17 protein-coding genes are annotated in these 19,784 nt (G+C 40.6%); 8 read left to right on the plus strand and 9 right to left on the minus strand.

What is annotated here, in order from left to right; genetic code table 11:
• Nucleotides 1-187: 187 nt before the first annotated feature.
• The 4 genes from H735_RS10450 to H735_RS10465 form a co-directional block, all read right to left on the minus strand.
• Entirely contained in the window at nucleotides 188-685 is a 498-nt protein-coding gene (locus H735_RS10450) for a hypothetical protein (RefSeq protein WP_152447584.1), read from the minus strand.
• 248 nt (nucleotides 686-933) lie between these two features.
• Nucleotides 934-2,832 carry a ParB/RepB/Spo0J family partition protein gene (locus H735_RS10455; protein ID WP_020194600.1) on the minus strand — a complete coding sequence of 633 codons (1,899 nt, stop codon included), beginning with the start codon at nucleotides 2,830-2,832 and terminating at the stop codon, nucleotides 934-936.
• 200 nt (nucleotides 2,833-3,032) lie between these two features.
• Nucleotides 3,033-3,449, minus strand: a complete 417-nt coding sequence (locus H735_RS10460; RefSeq protein WP_020194601.1) for a hypothetical protein — start codon at nucleotides 3,447-3,449, stop codon at nucleotides 3,033-3,035.
• Between the two features lie 133 nt (nucleotides 3,450-3,582).
• Complete coding sequence (locus H735_RS10465; RefSeq protein WP_020194602.1) at nucleotides 3,583-8,637, minus strand: DEAD/DEAH box helicase family protein; 5,055 nt, start codon at nucleotides 8,635-8,637, stop codon at nucleotides 3,583-3,585.
• A gap of 910 nt (nucleotides 8,638-9,547) precedes the next feature.
• Here H735_RS10465 and H735_RS10475 point away from each other — a divergent pair.
• Together H735_RS10475 and H735_RS10480 are read left to right on the plus strand one after the other, a co-directional pair.
• A complete protein-coding gene (locus tag H735_RS10475; protein WP_020194604.1) occupies nucleotides 9,548-10,066 on the plus strand; it encodes a P-loop NTPase family protein in 519 nt (172 codons plus the stop codon).
• A 45-nt stretch (nucleotides 10,067-10,111) separates the two neighbouring features.
• Complete coding sequence (locus H735_RS10480) at nucleotides 10,112-10,519, plus strand: H-NS family histone-like protein (RefSeq protein ID WP_020194605.1); 408 nt, start codon at nucleotides 10,112-10,114, stop codon at nucleotides 10,517-10,519.
• 296 nt (nucleotides 10,520-10,815) lie between these two features.
• Here H735_RS10480 and H735_RS10485 read toward each other — a convergent pair whose 3' ends face one another.
• From H735_RS10485 to H735_RS10500, 4 genes are all read right to left on the minus strand, one after another.
• Complete coding sequence (locus H735_RS10485; protein ID WP_020194606.1) at nucleotides 10,816-11,505, minus strand: HAD domain-containing protein; 690 nt, start codon at nucleotides 11,503-11,505, stop codon at nucleotides 10,816-10,818.
• Nucleotides 11,506-11,681: 176 nt separating this feature from the next.
• Nucleotides 11,682-12,692 (minus strand): GGDEF domain-containing protein, encoded by a 1,011-nt coding sequence (locus H735_RS10490; RefSeq protein WP_020194607.1) that lies wholly within the window; start codon nucleotides 12,690-12,692, stop codon nucleotides 11,682-11,684.
• Entirely contained in the window at nucleotides 12,679-13,488 is an 810-nt protein-coding gene (locus H735_RS10495) for a hypothetical protein (protein WP_020194608.1), read from the minus strand. Before H735_RS10495 ends, H735_RS10490 begins: the two co-directional genes overlap by 14 nt.
• A 2-nt stretch (nucleotides 13,489-13,490) precedes the next feature.
• A complete protein-coding gene (locus tag H735_RS10500) occupies nucleotides 13,491-13,874 on the minus strand; it encodes a hypothetical protein (protein WP_020194609.1) in 384 nt (127 codons plus the stop codon).
• 333 nt (nucleotides 13,875-14,207) lie between these two features.
• Here H735_RS10500 and H735_RS10505 point away from each other — a divergent pair, with 333 nt between their 5' ends.
• From H735_RS10505 to H735_RS10530, 6 genes are all read left to right on the plus strand, one after another.
• Nucleotides 14,208-15,386: a DNA cytosine methyltransferase gene (locus H735_RS10505; RefSeq protein ID WP_020194610.1), complete on the plus strand. Its 1,179-nt coding sequence runs from the start codon at nucleotides 14,208-14,210 to the stop codon at nucleotides 15,384-15,386.
• Nucleotides 15,387-15,394: 8 nt separating this feature from the next.
• The gene (locus H735_RS10510) at nucleotides 15,395-15,916 is read left to right on the plus strand and encodes a hypothetical protein (RefSeq protein ID WP_020194611.1); all 522 of its coding nucleotides are present in this window, start codon (nucleotides 15,395-15,397) and stop codon (nucleotides 15,914-15,916) included.
• A 90-nt stretch (nucleotides 15,917-16,006) separates the two neighbouring features.
• Nucleotides 16,007-17,185 (plus strand): PD-(D/E)XK nuclease-like domain-containing protein, encoded by a 1,179-nt coding sequence (locus H735_RS10515; RefSeq protein ID WP_020194612.1) that lies wholly within the window; start codon nucleotides 16,007-16,009, stop codon nucleotides 17,183-17,185.
• Nucleotides 17,186-17,335: 150 nt separating this feature from the next.
• Nucleotides 17,336-17,863: a hypothetical protein gene (locus tag H735_RS10520; protein ID WP_020194613.1), complete on the plus strand. Its 528-nt coding sequence runs from the start codon at nucleotides 17,336-17,338 to the stop codon at nucleotides 17,861-17,863.
• Nucleotides 17,864-17,884: 21 nt separating this feature from the next.
• The gene (locus tag H735_RS10525) at nucleotides 17,885-18,724 is read left to right on the plus strand and encodes a thioredoxin fold domain-containing protein (protein ID WP_020194614.1); all 840 of its coding nucleotides are present in this window, start codon (nucleotides 17,885-17,887) and stop codon (nucleotides 18,722-18,724) included.
• 11 nt (nucleotides 18,725-18,735) lie between these two features.
• Complete coding sequence (locus H735_RS10530) at nucleotides 18,736-19,329, plus strand: hypothetical protein (RefSeq protein WP_020194615.1); 594 nt, start codon at nucleotides 18,736-18,738, stop codon at nucleotides 19,327-19,329.
• Nucleotides 19,330-19,339: 10 nt separating this feature from the next.
• On the opposite strand, the gene H735_RS10535 is transcribed toward H735_RS10530, so the two are convergent.
• Nucleotides 19,340-19,684: a hypothetical protein gene (locus tag H735_RS10535; RefSeq protein ID WP_020194616.1), complete on the minus strand. Its 345-nt coding sequence runs from the start codon at nucleotides 19,682-19,684 to the stop codon at nucleotides 19,340-19,342.
• Nucleotides 19,685-19,784 lie beyond the last annotated feature (100 nt).

Raw genomic sequence — 19,784 nt, forward strand, 5'->3', positions numbered from 1 at the left:
TGAATTACCAAGTAATTCGCACCAGTGGATCTGGTTTTTCTGATGGGTAAGGAAAGAATTTTGCGATTTTCGATTGACCGAAGATCTAAGTAAAGGTAGTCTAAAAACAACAAAGAGCTTAAAATTCTCCTTGTTGTCGGTTGTTAAGAGGATATCAAAATGGCGGTTTTGATATCCTTTTTAGCATCTAGAACGTGTAATTATTCGCAAGATTCGCTGTTAATACTTCCTGATACGATAGCGAGTTATTCACCAGAGCTAAGTAACGTGACTTGGCAATCTCGTCTAAAGCATCACTTTCAAGCGTTTTTTCTTTTATCTGTGTCATTACAACCACATAGACATCTGAGTCGTTTTTGACTTCGGTGTGAGCTGTTCGTGTTTTCGAGTTATAGCCAAGTGGGAAAGCATTGTCTAAAAGAGTATCGCTTAGTGCATTTGCGGTTTCGATCGCTTGATGAAGCGACTGCCTTTCATCCATTTTATAAGCAAGCTTGCTTTCAAAAACCCCGTCATTGGATTTGGTTTTATTGTTTTTTGTCACAGGTTCAAGAACAAATGACGCTCGGTTCAGCATAGAAGCGTTAAGTTCCTGTGTAAAAGGAACTTGATTCGCATGGGCAAAGTTAGTTAAGCATTGGCAAAATACACATGCCAGAGTAAAAATACCTAAAGGAAATTTCATATTGAACTCTCTAAAAGTTGTCGGTTGGGTTGAAACAAAAGTTTACTAGCTTGAAATGGTTTTATCTCTCGCCAGTAGAATCATTGTAACAATCAATAAACTAATCCAATTGATCTGATAACATTTACAGGGGTAGGGATAACATCTTGATCATGAAGATAAATACATAACCTATTCTGCGTTTCAGTGTTGTACTTAATAAAAAAGCTCCCGAAGGAGCTTAGTCAATTTAAGCGTGGAGATAGACTTTATGAACACTTCTTATAGTTGATCGCCATATCAATGTACGCCTCTGGTGCATAGTCTGACCAATCAAACTCAAAGCTTTCAAGTGCTTTGTAAATATCGCCAACTGACTTACTCATCATCTTAGCCCATGCAGCCGAACCTTTTACTTTGTCATATGCAGCTTGGAAGCCACTGTCATCACAGATAATGTTGATCTGAGCTTTGGTATGCAGTTTCCAGATATCGGTATTTGGAACCCAACTTGCGATAGCTCGTTCACGAATATCGTCTTCACTAAGCGACTTAGTCATAATGGTGCGAAGAACTTTGTTCGCATCAAAATCAGAACGGTCTGTGCTTTCAGAATCAAGAGGAACGTCCTGAGCCATGAAAGAACCTAAAAGCTGTTGAAGCATTCCCTTTAACTGTTCGCTTTCCATGAGGGCAAGTGTCGGAATGTCTTCTTTGATTTGATTCTCAAATCGCAAGCTGTTTGACAAACCTTTAATCATAGCAGCTAAGGCAAACTGTTCACTTAACTGAGCAGATACAAAACCTCCTGCCATTTTCTGGATCATGTTGGCATAGGTACGCTCCGTCTTCTTGCTTAATTTTGGAGCAGGAGCAGCAGGGGATTTAGCTACCTTTTTCTTAGCTTTAGTAGAGGTTGATGCTTGATCAGTTGTGCCTGTATCAGAATTGCCAACCATATCATCGACACTTGTTTTTTGTGCATCTGGTTTTGCATCAACTTCTGGATCTGGTTCCTGAGATTTAGCAAATGCCTTTTGTTGTTCGGTGTAACAGTCAAGGTCAATACAACAATTCGATTTGTGCATACCGAACGTGTCACCTATGTTACTAACAACCAAAACAGCACAACTCTCACAGTTCGAGCATTTCTTAACTTGATCTGAACCAAGAGCTTCATCGGTAACCGAACGTACATCAGAAATAGGCTTTTGTTCAGTTGTTAGGACTGTTCCGTACTCTACTTTTAAGTCTGGAATCTTCACTTCGTTAAGCCACTGGTTTTGCTTATCGAGATAACAGTGAGCGTTAGAGCAACGAGCGTCATCTTCACCATCCAAGAGCATAGTGAATTGTTGTTGTGAGTTGTACTGGCAATCATTACAACCGGCTTTTTCAGTATCAAAACGTGCGTCACACAGCTTAAATTCAAAGCTCTTAGCTTTGGCTTTCAAGTATTGAACTGTATACGTCTTTGGGTCATTAAGAATCGATTTAAGCGTGTTCTGTTGAATTTCTAATGGGAACTGAGACAGGATTAAACAGTGACCTTTTAAGACTGGCTGTTCGTTGTCATCGAGAGCATCAATTAGTTCTGGAACGCAGTTTGATATCTGCAAATACTCGCGGTAGGTTTTCTCACCCATGCCTAGCTTCATTGCTGCCGTGGCGTGGTCACCATCTGACAGCGATAGATAACGTCTTGCTGCAACACTTAGGTCACCAATCGTTACATCAGTTCGCTTAAGGTTCTCAGAGATAGCGATCTCAATCGCTTCACGGTCAGAAATGTAGCCTTTGTTTAGGCAAGGTACTTTGAATCCGTATTTATCCCAAAGGTTAAGCGCACATTCCCAACGACCGTAACCGGCTACGACTTCCAGACCGTTCTCAGCAGTTTGACGAATGACGATAGATTGAAGAATGCCACCTTTAGCAACGATATCGTCACTCAGTTCATCCAGATCTGGTTGTGGGCGTTTACGTCTATAGTTCCCTTGGTCTTCGCTGTGCTTAATTGATAGAGGGCTTAAATCGCGTGGGTCGTGAAACTCAAGGGAGCCTTCATTTTTTTTCTGTTCAGCTTCCTTAGCAGACATAGCCATAGAACCGTCAACAACAGTAGTATTTGTTGTTTCAGTGGTTGGTTGTGATGCGTCAAGTGTCATACGGGTATTCCTTAAAATAGTCATTGCTCATTTGTGACACAGCTATTTTCTCGTAGACCGCACGAAAGCAATTGATCTAAAGACTTTTACAGGAATGGGTACAGCAAGGGTAGGTGGGCGAGGGTGTGATTTTTTAGATTGACTAGATCTGATAATGGTTAAAAGACCTTACAGTCAAACTTTGTCAGTTTTGATCTAATCTACAGATTAGAAATATACCGCTTCTGGAACGTGTAGCTCCCAATTTTCAATAACGTGTTTTCAATAGTCACCGTGTAATCTAATGGATAGGTCTGATTCGCTAGTGATAGGTCAACCTTGATCGCGTCAATGGAAATGTCGGCCGTTGCGATTAAGTGATTATCCTTGGTGCTGTATTTCACCGGATTGATGATTGTAATGCTGACAGAATCAGGATTTTTAAGTGCAGCTAGGCACTGGCTTGGCATATCACTACAAACTTGATCGAGTATAGCTTTATAGTAAAGCTTGGGTAATGCGTCTTGCATAGAATCACGCTGATCAATGTTAGTGGTATATGTCTTGGCAAAAGATAAGCCAGGAACACAGCAACTAAGTGCCAGAGCAGCAGCTAAGAACTTTGTTTTTAGACTCATTCACACCTCGTTTATTGGTAAGAAAATCAAGTGAATTTATAAAGGTATTCATTTCTACGATCCCAGTACTTTTATTAAGTTCAAAATATTTTAAAAAAAGGGCAATAAAATTATCATTGCCCCATGTTAAGACTTAAGCAACTTGCTCTAATGGTTTGTTAGTATCATCGTTGCTTGCATCTGCCAGTTCAGCGATCAGGTCAATTTTACGCATTTCTAAACGGTTGAGTTTTGATGTATCAAATTCTTCCGCTAGTACCGGAGCAAGTTCATTGTTCTCATTCTCAAGGTCTACAATACGGTTGCTAAGTGCTTCAATGTCCTGACGGAAAGCTTTCATTCTGTTGATGATTGCTGGAAGTAACTTAGCCTTGGTGTACAGGTTCTTGTCAATGTTGAACTGACGCTTAGTTGTTGTTGATCTGATGAATACAAGCTGACCCCATGTTGACGCTCTCGCTACGATTTCAAAATCAGCTAGGGTTGCCAGTGTAAGCTCTTTCTCATTGCCTGAGTTTTTGCATTTCTTACGGAAGTTAGAGAAATGCATATAAAGAGCTTCCGCAACTTTCTGATCAAGAGATTCAAATCGGTGGTTTAGCATCGTTAGCGCAAGCTGACCCTCTTGAACACTCTTGATTAGTGCTTCGTGATCGCTGTTCACATCAACACGGCACAATGAAAGGTTCTTAATGGTGTCGTTGTTGTTGCGAATCTTACGCTCTGCGTAACTGGTTTTATCAAGGAAATCACGGTATAGAATGTTTTCCTCAAACAACTCTCTTTCTACCTGTAGCATTTCAAGTAAGGCTTTATTACCTGTCACAGCGGCCTTGATTTCGGCATAGGTCATTACGTCATCGTCAATTGTAATCTTACGAGCGTTGAGCTGCCCTGATCTAAAGTCACGGATGGTGGACGATTTAGCCTCTAAGATCCCGTAAAGCCAAGCATCACAAGAACGGTCAAGAGCATAGTAAATAATATCTACGCTGTAAGCCTGGCAAAGCTCGAGGTATTTTTCATATAACTTGTTACCCTTGCGGATAGCTCTTGCAACGGCCTGATCGAGATCAGAGGGGCGAAGAGGAGGACACAAGCAATGCACAGCAGCGATCCGCTCTTGTAAGTTGGCACCTGTCGCTAATTTTTCCATAGTGGATAGAATCACACGTTTGCGACCCACATTAGCCAGTTGGAAAAGCTCTTGTTTCTGTGCGTCTGTTTTGCAGTCCTGAACAAAGGCGATTTCATCTTCTTTAACGCCAAGGTCAACCAAAGCTTGTTTGATATGACGGTATAGATTAACAGATACGCCACGCATACGGTTTAGTTCTGTTTCGGCCTCTTTGTCGCCATTGTCCACACGAGCACGTAGAGCGCGAACGTGCGCTTCTTCTGCGTCCTTTTTCGGGTCTGGGGTGCCAATATCCACAAAACAAAGTTGAACGCTGTTATCTACCGTGTCAGCGTGATATTTCGCAGCTACGCTAATGATCATATCTTTAGTTTTCTGGCTGAATACTTCATCAGAATACGGGTTAACCATCATCGGGCTAACCGAAGCCTTACGAGCGTCACTAATGATCAGTAGGGCGTTATCATTCAGCACTGGCGAACTTTCAAAGTCTTTGCTTCGCTCGGCAAGGCTCAACATGTAATCAAGCGTTTCATCCGTGATAGAAGAAATCTTTGTTTTAGGTTTGTCACCATTCATTGGGACAATTGCAGGGTGCAAGTCACCGTTGCCGTCTGGGATTTTAGGGATCAGGTCTTTGAGTTGTTCATGGCTGATCGTGTAGGCCATAACAGAATAAAGAGCCTGAAGTTCTTTAATGTTGTTGAACTCTTTTACTCGGCTTGTCAGTTTAACCGTACCGTCAGCGTTAACCTCGTAATCTTGAGTGATGCGTGTAAATGAAGTTGACCAATCATCAAGACAAGTAATGCCTACCGCCTCAAGCAAGCGAGGCGCAAGCATACGCAGATAGCCGTAACATTCAATTAGTGAATTGCTGATCGGTGTGCCAGAACAGAACATAACGCCTGGGTTGTCGTATGTGTCGATCAGGTATTGAACCTTAAATGCTACATCGATACTTGTTTGACTTGCTTTTGTGGTGCCTAAACCTTTAACACCGCGTAGATGGGAAGTAGCATAACCACTATTTTTAACCATCTGGCACTCGTCCAGGCTAAGGCTATCGAAGCCAAGGCTTGCGAAATCTTCACCTTTGTATGCGTTTGTAACTGCTTTCAGCTGTTCTTTCAGAATGCGTTTCTGGTTTTCTACGTCACGTACAGTATGGCGAGAATCAGCTTTTTCTTTGAGTTCTTCTAGCTCGCTTAAGCGACTTGTGACAACAGTCTTAACCGCATCGATAGGAGCCGGAATTTTTCTAAATGTGCTGATCGGAATAATAACGTATTTGTATGAGCCTGTTTTCAGCCTTAGCAGAGTATCTAAACGGTGTTTCGGGCTCATTGATTCTGAGTTCAAAATCAACATATCTGAGCGGTCATTAGGGTACAAGCGTAACCACTCAGCAGCAGTCTGATTGACTAGGTGGTTTGGAACCACGATACCACAACGATTTTTCAGTCCAAGACGTACAAACTCGTGATATACGGCAGCTATAATCATGGTCTTACCGCCACCCATAGCTATATCGAGCAGAAAGCCATGATCACGAGTCATCAGGCCGCGTCTAATAGCGGTGTTCTGGTGAGGGTAAAAATCAATGTTTGGGTTCTTATCTGGAAAGTAGAAGTGACCCGAGAATGACGCAGCAAAAGGCGCAGAACGGTTAATTTTCTCGTTGTATAGTTCTTCGATCTGCTCACGGTTACCAGATACAGCGATAAAATCTTTCCATTTTAGTTCAATCTTCTTAATGGCCTGAGCAAGAGAAGCACTAGCCTTATGATCGACACCGGTAATATTCCCGTTATTGTCTTTTGTGTGAACAATTTTCTCGCCATGCGAATAGATTTTGTCGAGGATTTTAGCAAGTGAATGAGTCTTACAGCTGAAATCTACTAGAGCCTTAGCATTGCCCGACATTGTAGGGACTTTAACACCCCACTTGCCAAGTGAATAAGACACCTTGACCTGTGATTCGTTATAGCCAAAGGTCTTAACAAGGAAATCAACAATCAAAGCCTGAGGTAGCCAGTGCGCGGTCATTGGTGCATCTATATTACTGAAAGGAACGTCAGCAGGGATAACCTGTTTTAAAGCGTTGATGTTCAGCGCCATCATTGGGTCAATCTGCTCTAGTGCCTCAGCTTCCGCAAGTTTGCTCTTAACATCACCGGACAGGTAAACCTCTTTTAATAAATACTCCTGAGCTTCAGGGTCAAAGAAAACAGCTTTTCCTAAAAGTTGGCTCTGAGCGGTCTTAACGTCCGTATTCAGTAAGCTAGCGATAAGATCAAAGTCAATGCCACCTTTGAATGCTAAACAAAGGGCTAGCGCGTCCTCTGGCGATTTTGCACTTGTCGGAAGTTCCCAAGGAGTAAAGGCGCGGTCAGTTAGGATTGTTGCTTTATCTGCTGTATCAGGGATAGGGTCACAACCTAGCTCTTTTGCTCGGCTCTTTGAGATACCCTGTTCATAATCTTCTTCAAGAGCTACAACAATACCGATACGCGCATCTTGTTTAAATGCCAGAGTGTTAGCTCGGTTGCTTAGGAAACCATATTTAGCGACATAAGCATCATAAAGGCTGTTGAGCTTAAGACGTAGCGAGTCGAGTTTAGCTGGAATAGCAACGTGGCTAGCTTCCTGGTCCATTAGTTCAGTAAGCACGTTAGCGATCTCAACCATGCCGATGATTCGCTTGTACTTCATACCGCCTTGTGGAATGTCGCATTCAATGAACGAACGGTCATTTTGAAATACGATTTCGCCTTGAGTGGTAACGTTGTATGTAAAAGGCTGTACAGTTTCAGGATTAGCTAGATCTACGGTTACTTGTGAAACTGCATCCTCGTGAGTGAAATCAACATAGTTAGCCTGTGACGCTACAGAGTAAACAGCATCATAAACTTGCTTATCTAGGTTCTCGGGTTCGATTGCACCAAAAAGAACAGACTCTCGATTAAACAGAAAGCCCTTTGTCGGTTGAGACAAGTCTTTGATAAAGCCCGAAGTAACAGCCGTGTTTACGTGATAAATAAGGGTATCTAGCTGACATTCCTCGGCTTCGATCCAGTTGCAATCAGAATCGGGTGTGGTTGTCGCTTGAAACAGTAGAACATCAACAGCGGTTTTAGTCGCTGACTCAGTACCGAATAATTCATAAGGTACACGTACACCACCGACAAGGTTAGCCAGTTGTGCCGCTTGCTTACGCACTTTGTTATTTTCTGAATCTAAGAAGGTCGTAGGAAGTACTGCAAAGAAGAAGCCTTGATCTCGTAGAGACATAAGCGACTTAATCACAAACATATCATGCAGAGTTAGGCCGCTAATATTCAGACCTGTACGGTCGCTAGTTAGTGCACTATTAAATGGTGGGTTACTAACAATGATATCTTGCTGTGGTAGCTTAACGTCTTGGAATTCTTCATTATGAATCGTAGCGTTAGGATAAAGCGCTTCCGCTGCCTGGAACGTTAAACCGTCATACTCAACAAGTGTAATCTGACTGTCTGATTTAATATCAGTCGGGATAGGTGCAATCAGACGACCTGTGCCACATGCAGGATCACAGATGCGACCGTTTGAGAAACCGGCTTTGATAATGCCGTCCCAAAATGCATTACTAATACAATGCGAAGTGTAGAAGCTTGTTAGTGTCGCTTCTCGGGCAAGAGAATATTCCTCTTTCGTCAATAAACCAAGTAACTGTTCGCGTCTGTGGGCGTGGTTGTCCTTTGCTGTATCAAAGACCTCACGAATAGGGCCGAAGCCGGTAAATGAGTAAACGGCATCCAGATCGGGCGTGTCATTGTTTAATTTGATTTCTTCAATTGCGCTGATTATTGCATTGAAGTGTTGAACCAGTGTTTTAGGTTTAGATAAAACACAGCGAGTATAGAAGTCAGAGCAGACTACATTGTTATCTTCATTGTTTGATAATTCATTAATATCAACAACTGAGGTAAGTTGAGGCTGAGTAGTTTCCTCATTAGCTGCAAAACCTAACTGAATGCCGCTTGTGATTTGATTGATATCGAACATAGTCTTATCGCCTGTGTTTATCGTTTAAATTTGAATTACAGGCAGTGTAAAATTTACCAAACAAAAACAATTGATCTGATCCTATGAACAAAGATGCCTGATCACGTTGAGGTTTGCAGGTATAATCCTTAATAGGGCTAGAAGTTTAGCTAAACAGATAGGTCATATAGTTCAATAAGTCAGTGGCTTAAATACTCATACCCCAAATCCTGAAAGGTGAATTTCATTCATCACTGAGTAGGGTTATTAATCGCCAAAAGAACTGAATAGTAGTTTTTGAAAGTTAATAATATGGTCGATCCAAACCAGTTCTTAACCAACATCTATCAGAAACTGGTTTGCGAAAGTAAATGGCTTGTGATCTAATTAGTCTAAATAGTGATAAACAGTTTGATGAAGTACGATAGTTATAGTTACTGTGACGTATAATCACAGTGTAATTTGAGGTTAGGATGTACAACACTATGTATAAAGCATATGCAGTATACTTTTTATGCTTTGAAGCAATACTCATCGGAATTACATATTTTGGCGAGCAATTTACTTTTTCCGATTACTTACTTCGTAACTGGTTGTTAGTCGCTGTTTTCCTGACAATGCCGGTAAATAATAACTTTAAAGGTATTTTCAGGCAGCTGATTCTAGGAATCGGACCATTTATAATCGCGATGATCGGTCACTCGTGGTTTCGCATGGTCATGCTCGGGCACGGTCCGACCGAGTCCTCGGCTATTGAGATATTACCTCTAGTCTTTGCAATGGGATGTTGTGCTTTGATCTGTTGCGTATCAACCGTTTTGGCCCGAAAAATAGAACCTGACTTTAAGGTTTTTCGTCACTAATGCATTTAGTGACAGGGTAATGATTGAATTTAAATTGAAATGAGCCTCAAACTATTGGAGAAATGAAAATGGAAGAAGAACGGATAACTGTTGAAGGTTATAAGGTGATCCATCATGCAAACCAAGTGATCCCTCATGTTCGTGTTGTCGATGCAGAGCCGGCGATAAAAAGAATTGAGAGTGCCATGGGTGACCTAGTTCTTCAGGGTAAACCTAAATTCATTTGTATAGAAGGTCAGTCAGGTTCGGGGAAAACTTCCCTGAGTCTAGCGTTAACTTCTGATGGTATGAATGTGAAGTTTATTAGCACTATTGAAGAATTGGAAAAAGCCGAAAAATCAGTAGAACATCGCATGTTTAAAACTAGCATTGCACATTTACTTGGTGATCAGAGCGTCACATACGTGATAGATGAACTTGGTTTTGCTGAAGATGATTGTGCACCTCTACTTAAGTCACATTTAGAACATGGTGGTGTGCTGGTGGCACTTTTACAAGATAAACGAGATCTTACTTTCGATATTGGTGTTGAACCCGTATGGTTCAGATTGAATGGTACACCAGGCACACTTGATTTAGTAAACTAACAAGATCAAATCACAAGTTAATATAACTGGAAGGTAGTAAATTAGATGACGAATAAGCTAGACCCTTTAAACAATGTGCGTTCACTTCGAGTTTCAGCTCGCGAATATACGTTGGAAGAACTTGAAGCAATGCTAACAAAGCTAACAATCGTTGTTGATGAACGAAGAGCTGAACAAGAAGAACTGGCAGCTAAAGAAGCTCAACAAGCAGAAAAACTTCAAGAAGTAATGAAAAAGGTGGAAGCCGACGGAATTGATGTAGAGTCGTTGATCGCTGCACTGTCTGGTCAGGCCAAGCCAAGCAAAAAAACAACACGCCCACCGCGCCCACCAAAGTACAAATTTATGCGAAACGGTGAAGAAGTCACTTGGACTGGGCAAGGGCGAACACCTTCTGAAATCCAGAAGGCACTAGATAATGGTCAGACGCTTGAAGATTTCGAAATTAAATAAAGAACCAGACCTCAATTCAATCTCAAAAAGCTCCCACTTCGAGGGGCTTTTTTTTTGTATCTATAGTGCGTAAAAATGCATTGGGTTAGTAAATGCACACGTAAGAATAAGCCTGCAGAATATTAAATCGGTCAAGATTTACGTAGAAAGGATTGATGTTTTTCAGTGCTAAATGGCTCAATTGGAACGCGTTAAATCACTAAGAAGGATGTCAACTTTTAGAAGTTCTAAATGCGCCATAAGTAAATCAAAGGCAATAAAAAAGCCGACTGAGTCGGCTGAAATAGGAACATGTACTAAGACAAAGCTCTTGTTAACTCATGAATTGTATCATCGGTAAGACCAATTGATATGTCTGTAGAAACAAGATGCGTATAGCCTGGATGGTAGAAATCTTCCCGATCATCAACGACTACATAGTGCTTAACTCTGAACTTCTCAACAAATGCTTCCACTTCCCGTTGTCTACGAAAATCACCACTCTCAAGAATCGGTGTGCAACCTTTAAAATGCTCGGATAGCTTTTCGCCAAAACGTTTCTCAAACCAATCCTGAGGTGATGACTCTCGCCAGTTGGAGCACATGATGAGTTCAAGATTCGGAAAGGCTTCAATCAGAGTCAAAAGCTTATCTTTTAACTCCATAGTTTCAGTCTGGTTTGGGTGCAATACTCCATCAACATCAAAGAAAAGAACGAGATCACCGCGGAAACCATTTTTTACCAGTCCTTTCATTGGAGTGTCTTCATATACCGGCATGGTAAATTCGATGTTTTGACCTTCGATTACATTAGCGATATCAAGGAGCTCATCATTATCTAGTAGTCGAGGGTGCTTCTTATCAGGAATAAGGTACTTATCGATTACTAGGAAGACGACTCCAACAGCAAATAGGGGCCAGTATACCTTTTCATAGAAAAGCACGCTGTAGGCCATGCAGAGAAAGCCTACAACCGTTGTAATGATCGAAAGTAGAGTGAAAAACATAGATTGAGGTCCGAAATAGTTGTAAGTTTAAAGTGCGATTCGATAGTAGCATTAACTAACAATAACTTTCACAATGATTAAATGCTTAATCAGAATAGCTTTAAGTATCATAGATTATCGTGATCTTATTACAGAAAAGGGATGCAAATGCACCCCAATTCAACCTTGTAAGGGAATTAAAGTTGCTGACGGCAGTCTGTCGCAGGCTTGATTACACATAAATCGAATTGAGTCTTACAAGGAGGTCCAACTAAATTCACATTGGGTAATGAATCACGAATGTGAGCTACAACAGCCTGATTGCGAGCGGAACGTTTTGCTTCGTACAATAGCTTGTCTGAAAATGTAATCGCGTTTGTCGTTGGTTCGTTAGTGCTTACTGCCACTCCGCCCATTGAAGCCGTTACATAAAATCGTAAATTTTCAAATTGAAAAGGTTCACTATTTAATCGTTCAATTAATCGCTGACAGCCTGCTTCTACATTCGGGTTGTCTTCTGGTTCAGGGAAAAAGACCAAGAACTCTTCGCCACCCATGCGGCATACAACATCTGTATTACGAAAAGTATCAAGTAAGATGCTAGAGAACCATTTTAGTACTTCATCACCTGCAAGATGGCCGTGAGTATCATTAATGGACTTGAAATGATCAATATCAATTGAAAGGATTCCATAGAACACATCTTGCTTTTTACGATTAGCAAGCCGTTTATGCTTTTCGATCTGCTGCAAAATATATCTTCTATTATAGAGATTCGTAAGCGGGTCTCTGTGAGTCTCATTTAACAATTGTTTTTGAATTCTTTCATGTTCGTGCGTTGCGTGAGCTTCATTTGTTGCGTCACTAGCCATTATCACAATGCTGTCATTTACTAGAAGAATATTGGTATTTAGAAACATTGGACACGGAGCTGATACGCTTGGAGAAACCATTGGAAGAGGGTGGGGAGCTTCTGTCCAAAGTAAAGACTGGTCGCAGTTCTGACGTGCTGCTGCAACGATCCTATCAGCCAATGCATTACTTACCGTATTAGCGATAATAAAGTTGTGACCAATTGCAAATTGATGTTGATAAAGTTTATCAACATGACGGTTAAAGTAATTGTTAGTCGCGATTATATTAAAATCGAGATCTATCTTGATTACCGCAAAGGGCAGTTCATTAATATCGACATTATTGGACTGCATCGTTCTTAGACCTCAATAAAATGTAAAGCTGAGAGACAGTGTTCGTAGATGTAACAGTGGCAAAGCATGTATAAAGCAATACGTTTTCTAAACCTCTGATGGTAGCGCGATATGAACGAAACGGTTTGATTTGGTTAGAGGTAGAGATTGTTCGATTGGCCCCAAGCTGCTGAAGGAATGCAACTGAGTATTGTTGATAATCTTTTTTATGCTCGTTGGCAGGAAATAAGATCTCTACAAAATACTGTTCAAGACTACCAGCCACAGATTGATAGGGCTGCTCATTAGTACTACCAGCAAATGGGATTTGACGGATGTTCTTGATTTCGTAGAAGTTATCAACATATAGATTTCTGTGTGAGAACCAACCATTGATTTGTTCAATGCAAGTATCGAAGGTCAATGGGTATGGTCTTTCAAGAAATTCATAGTCAAAATCAGCAAATGAATAGCTAACAAGTTCGTTTGAGGTACATGCCTGTATAAATCGTTCAGAACTGAAAGGTGTAAAACCAACACTAAGCAAAGTTAATATCTGCTTACCATTCTTCAGTCTGTTGTTAATCAAAGCTTCCTCATCAATGAATAAAACAACTTTAGCTGAAGCTAGCTGTTGCATCATGCTTTGACAGTCACAATCAGTAACTGTAGAGAACATGAAAACAACATCATCCTCAGAGGGGTGAAAGTTGCAAGGATTGGTAATAACCTCTTGCATCACCGCAGGATCAATGTAGCTTTTAAATTCAGACATATACTTGGGGGCATTTTTACCGACCCAATAAAGTGTTTTCATTTTTACTGCTCTATAGCTTTTCTAAATGATAGTGGGAAATCCCCATAAAGATTAAATATGAAAGTAACCGCATTGCTGTCTACATCATCAAAGAAACTACAAATGTGCTTTTTTAATGCACAAACTGTTGGATACTGAGCGCATTGAGCCAAGTTCCCTTCATCTTCGTCGGGGACTGGAATCGCCCTATACCCGAGAGGAAGCACGCCATAGTGATTCGAAAATATGAATAACTCATCACACTCTTCTTCGGCTGATGCTAAGTGCTTCGAATACTGATCACCAGTATAGGTAGTTTCAATGGGATAGAAATCAAAGGGATCTAATTCTGGTTTTACAGAACCAGACGCCCTTACTATCCCAATAGTAAAGGTATTATCGTTCATAGTTAGATTCGAACTGATTAAAAAGATATCAGGTTCATTGTCCACGATGCAACTAATACTGTCAATCTGATCCAAGAGCTGTTACTGGGATGAGTATCAATTTCAGAGCAAACTTAAATGCAAAACACGGTGGTAGTTTTAGGTGAAATCAGGCATTTATAAGCCGCTAAACAATGTTAGACCGCAGGAAAAATCATTAAACAAATCTTGATCTAATTAACTGCCAGGAAGTCTAATTTAAAACATTGCTGGTACTGATCAGAGGATTTTTCATATTAGATGTGTTTGGTGGTTAATAAAATCCGAGAACATAGAGACAGACAGGACTTGATTATGGCTTTGAAAGTGCTAGACCTTTGCACTGGACTGGGAGCATTTACAGTAGCAGGTCGCGCTGTAGGTGGGTTTGAATCAGTTTGCGGTAGTGAAATCGATAAATTCTGTTGCAAACACATGGAACAAAACTTAAAGCTGGAGAATTCAGGTGATGTACGTTATCTAGCTACAGATGAAATACCTAATTCTACTCAAAAATACCTGGATGAAGACAAGGTGCCTGCAGAGTGGGAGTCGTTTTCACAGTTTACCATGGCGGATTTTATGGAGGGTGTTGTCCCATGGCCGAATATGGTCTGTGCCGGGTCACCTTGTCAGAATATTACAAGTGTAAATATAAATGGTAATGCTTTAGGTATTGATGGTGAAAAATCAAAGGTAATCTACGATGTAATGAATGTGGTGGAGAACCTTGAGCCTGAGTACGTGTTGCTAGAAAATGGCCCGCTGCTAACGAACAAAGGATTGGATGTTCTTCTTAGAAAATTCGGACTGTTGGAATACCAAGTTGAATGGAATGTAGTGAGCTGTGCTTGCTTTGGTTTCCCCCATTACCGACATAGGCTATTCATTTTTGCAGCCCGCAAGGATAGCCCGATCGCAAAAACTCATAGGTCGATTTTCAAGTTGGTAAGTGAAGATGCGTGTTATTTGCCAGGAGAGGTAGTGCCGACATTTAACATGTATACACAGGAGCAGATTGATAAACTATACCTAGAAACGCCAAGGTCAATTAAGGGACGTAGTCTAAGGATAAATGCTCTCGGAAATAGCATTGTATATCCAGTTGCAAAAAGCCATATGAGAGCTGTCAAGACGCTTCATTTTCTTGAATGTAATAGTGACACTAAATGTGACTTCGAGGATGGTGTTGAGATTAAAGTAGGAACGAAGATTCCAGATGAAGGTTACATGATAAACGGGAAAATTTTTAAAAGACCGCGTGACTTCAGGCTTAATCCTAAAAAAACAGAGTTTGAGAACATGTCTTCAACGCTACTAAGGAAGGACGGAAACAATAATTTTAACCCATCACGACTAGAGCGACCAGGGAAGTCTGGTGGAGTGAACACCGACCTAATGAGAGCGTTCGGCTTCAATGGCGGTGGTTTTCATCCAGAATGGGCAGAAGCTTATATGGGCTACCCACAAAAATTCACAGATGTTAACCAGTAAGGGAAAACATGTCAGATAAAACAACAGTGAGACTAACTCTGATCTCAAACGATTATGCACAACTAAAAGCACTACGCCAAGATCTATTTGAAAACCTAGAGCCAGATAGCGAGCGTGTTAAGTCAGAAGATGGTGTTGATCTAATCGAACTAGAATATTTTGAGGTACCTGAAGCAAAGCTAGGTTGTGAGGTAAATTTGCTGAAGAGCCTTAATGGTATGAGATTACCTTATAGCATCGAGTGGGATGCCACTAACTATATAAGTGCTGGCGAGGCGCACTATCGCAAATCAAATCGCGAAGTAAGTTCTGAATCCGTTGAACTAGAACAAGACCAGTACATCGAAACTGATTACATAAAATTGAGTAGTGTTATCAAAACAATTTCGGATGCTAAAGAGAAGGGAGAGGAACACCTTCAAGAAACGATCGATTTAATGGTTCGAGAATATTTGCCGCATTCATGGTTAACACAAGTAAAGCACGAACGAAACTATGGGTTTGTAGTAATGGGACATCAAGACCTCTGATCTAATCGATGCGCCAATTGGATATTTGATGCTATAGATACAATGAGTACATCCCGAAATTGAGTTACCAAATAGTCCAGGAGTATTATCATGTCAGTCGTTCTAGATAATCAGGTTGATAGCATTCTTCAGGGGCTTATTACGCCTACGTCGAATATAAAGGGTGCGCTAAAAGATGCATTTGGAAACTTAACACGCGGTGGAACTCCTGTTTCAGCTTACGACCGTAATGGAAAAAAGAACTGGATTTCTGAAACAGGAGAATACATTCAGGGTGTTTATGTTGATATGCCAGATCACGAGTATCACGCGATTAAAGGTATGTTTAGTTCAAGCGGGATTAAAAAGTTCGCATTAGACCCACACGACGGTGAAGCATATATGGATGGTAAGAAAGAGCTTACCATCACACCACAGTTAGAGCGTTCATTTAATGCTGGTCACCTGCTCCACGGATTGTTGCTAGAACCGCATCAAAAGGACTATAACGTCATTACGGAGCGCACAGCTAAAGATATTACGAAGTCTGGTGGGGTGGTTATTGCTGATCACTCCGAATTACAAAAATATCTAGCCGACAATGATTTACCAAAAGGGAAATCTATAGCTGATCGGGTTGCCTATGCTAAAGAATTCAACGCTAATGTAATTTATTACCCTGATTATCTTGATAAGGTATCCAGTATTAAAGGTAAACGGTATCTATGTAATGATGACTGGAAAAAGGTACATGAGTGTGCAAAAGTCGTCAAAGATTCAATCCTCTATAAGCGTAACTTTGAAAACCAAGGCTACAGTGAGCTCACAATCATTGTATTCGATACCAAGCATCAGGTATGGATAAAAGCAAGATTAGATAGGGTGACGTCTAAACGTAACCCTCAGTCTCATGAGTTGGAGAACTTTTTGTTAGATGTGAAGACTATTCATTCATTAACCGACTCACAGATTAACCGAGACCTAGAAGACAAACTTTACTCGATTCAAGGGGCTTTTTATCACTACGCAGCAAAGTTGATAAGTTTTAAGCTTGTAGAGGACCAATTTGCTTTGCTCTTTATTGAATGGGATGAATATCAACGATACCAATTAGTTGAACTTGCTGATACTGCATGGAAAGAAAGTGTTACCTACATGCACGAGATCTACGAAGATATGGTTAAGTGGATGAAGAATAGAAAGCCAAAACCATCACTAAATGAGAGCGGAATTATGATTGCAAACCCTAAGTTCTACAAACTACAAAGACGTGTCCGAAGTGAGACTTAAAGGGTGGCACAAAAGAACCAATAAAGGTCAGTAAAAATATATCTAAAAAGCTCGCCAAATTCAGTTCGCGGGCTCTTCGCTTTTCTAATCCCCATTTGACTGTTAGAATCTCTGTAAAACGCCTCAGTACTAAGACAAAATTATAAGAGAATGACAGAGAAAATTGAGATCAAAATACTGACAGCGGACGTTGTTAGTAAAATCACGAATAGTCAGACATTTGCCGAGCGGAACCAACGCTCTGATCATGATGCAGTAATGCACCTATGTTCGAAATATGTTGAATCATTAGCTGGTTTAAAAAAAGAATTGAAAATTGGTGGCACAGAGCTTGTATTGCTCATACAATACGAACTCGATGTGTTGCTAAGAGCAATTCTTCATCCATCGAACGACCTGTCAATCTCTGATGTGATAAAAATACTATCTTTAGAAGCAGCTGCTACAAGCTCAACACTGAGAACCCAGTTTAAAGATGAGTTAGAAACCTTACTTATCGAGTCATCTTGTATAGTTGAGTTACAAGGGGATGTGCTTGATAAAAGTAGGATAACACTTTGTCAATTAGTCATGTCAGAAGGTATGCCTCCAGAGGACGCAACACCGCTATTGAAGGTCGCTGCTGCGTCTTACTTTGCGTTATACATAATGATGCAGGAGATGTTTAAAACTAACTGAACATGATAAATAGGTGAACAAGTGAAGCCAAGCAAAAAGCTATATTCAACGCTAGCCCTAATGGTTGGTATGTCTCTTTCTGTCGTTTCTAATGCTCATGCTGATAATGCCCAGAATGAAATGTTAGCCAAACAACCCAAAATGCCTCAAGTCTTGATAGAAGCTCAAGAAAAAGGGTATTTTACTATAATCGACTCTACACCAGTTGATGAATACCCTGATCTAAGGGCTGTACTGACAAGGACTGCTAGTGGTCAATTCAATCTATATTGGGTTAATGAGAAGCAAAACTACGTAAATGTAGGCGCTTTAATTCAGGGTGATGGCATTAATATCGCTAATAAATACACCGAGAAACTAAAGCCATCAATTGGTGAAGCTTTCAAAGAAATTCATAACGGCGGTTTGATTCTTGGTAATGATGTGACTACAAATGACGATGGAGTTATGTATGTGTTTGTTGAGCCACATTGTGGGTACTGCAAGCGATTAGAACGCAATTTAGAGCCTTATATCGAGAAAGGACTGAATGTCAGGTATATACCATTATCATGGATGTCTCCAAACACTCCTGATATCATTGCAACCATTGCTAAAAGTGATGATAAAGTCGAAGCAATGTCGCAAGCTCTTAGAAGTCAATTGAAAATCACAGCGACATCTGATCAGCAGATCATGGCTGGTTTAAACAAAAACTCAAGTATCATGCGTGCGGTGGGGCTAACGGGGACTCCTGGAGTGGTCTATAAGAACGAATCTGGTAAATATACCCTAACTGGCGGCTTGGACGGAAAGAACCTTGAGAATCTAGCTAACTACCTAATGAAGCAAGACAAGATAGCAAAGGTTGAAACTCAATAAAGGTGCTGGTAATGAAAAGAACAGTATTAGCTTTGGTTGTTGGTGTTGGATTCGGATTCTCGACAGTATTTGCAGGTGAGTTTCAACTGATTGAACCCAAAAATGAAGACCTTAACTCTTCAAAGCCAGTGATGGAGGAGCAATTCCTGGATCACAAACCGGCGATACTTGGACAAAGAGATAAGCAAACTCAGGTTAGAAATGACCTGGTTTCTTTGATTCATGGTCTTTCTGAGGGGAAGGATGAAATTAGAGAGCAGTTATTTGTCCATTCTCGTGCGCATGATCTATTTTTGACTGCTTCAAATGCTGATGATGCTTACAACGCATACTTATTGATGAGTGCTACAAAATATTGCTTAACTAGTCTAGGTCTTGGTAAGGAAGGCGCGAAGAATGTTTTGTTATTGCTCGCAAAGAAGCAAATAAATACTGAACTTAGACGACTGGCCGCGGGGCGAGCTGATAGATTACTTGCTTCTGGTGATTATCCACCATTGGCTATGTATACCGACAACTCAAATTACTGCCAGTATACAACGCCAAAGATAACAGAAAAGTCAAGGACTACTCAGGCTGTACAGTCAGCTGCTTCTGCTGATTAAACAACTGCTGCTAATGTCGAATGACTAAAGAAGCTGATAATTCAGCCTTTGCGCCAGAAGTTTCTGATTCTAAAGTGTAATCCATCATGCCAGTAAGTAAGCGTTTACGGTTACCCAGGTAGTGAGCCCTCGAAGTTGATCTCACTACTTTTACTCCTTTGGGTAACTTATCTGACAAGTTTTTCGCAATGAACTTAGAAATGATGTCCATTTTGTGATCTTCGCTATATTTATTCCAGTCTTCGCTCTCAATGACTTTGAAATTCATCTGCTGAATATCGAAGTCGTCATTAACTAACTGATTTTCAATAGCATTGTGAAATCCAGTAGGGAAGTAAACGGTAGCAGTGTTCATAGTGATTCCTTAATATATTCTGTTAAATATTGCTTGAACCCATTATAAGCACTACGAATTAATTTCCTCTGATCATAGATTATTTTATAGAAAATCGTGT

Origin of the sequence: Vibrio owensii CAIM 1854 = LMG 25443 (assembly GCF_000817815.1) — a bacterium.
Lineage (GTDB): Bacteria > Pseudomonadota > Gammaproteobacteria > Enterobacterales > Vibrionaceae > Vibrio > Vibrio owensii.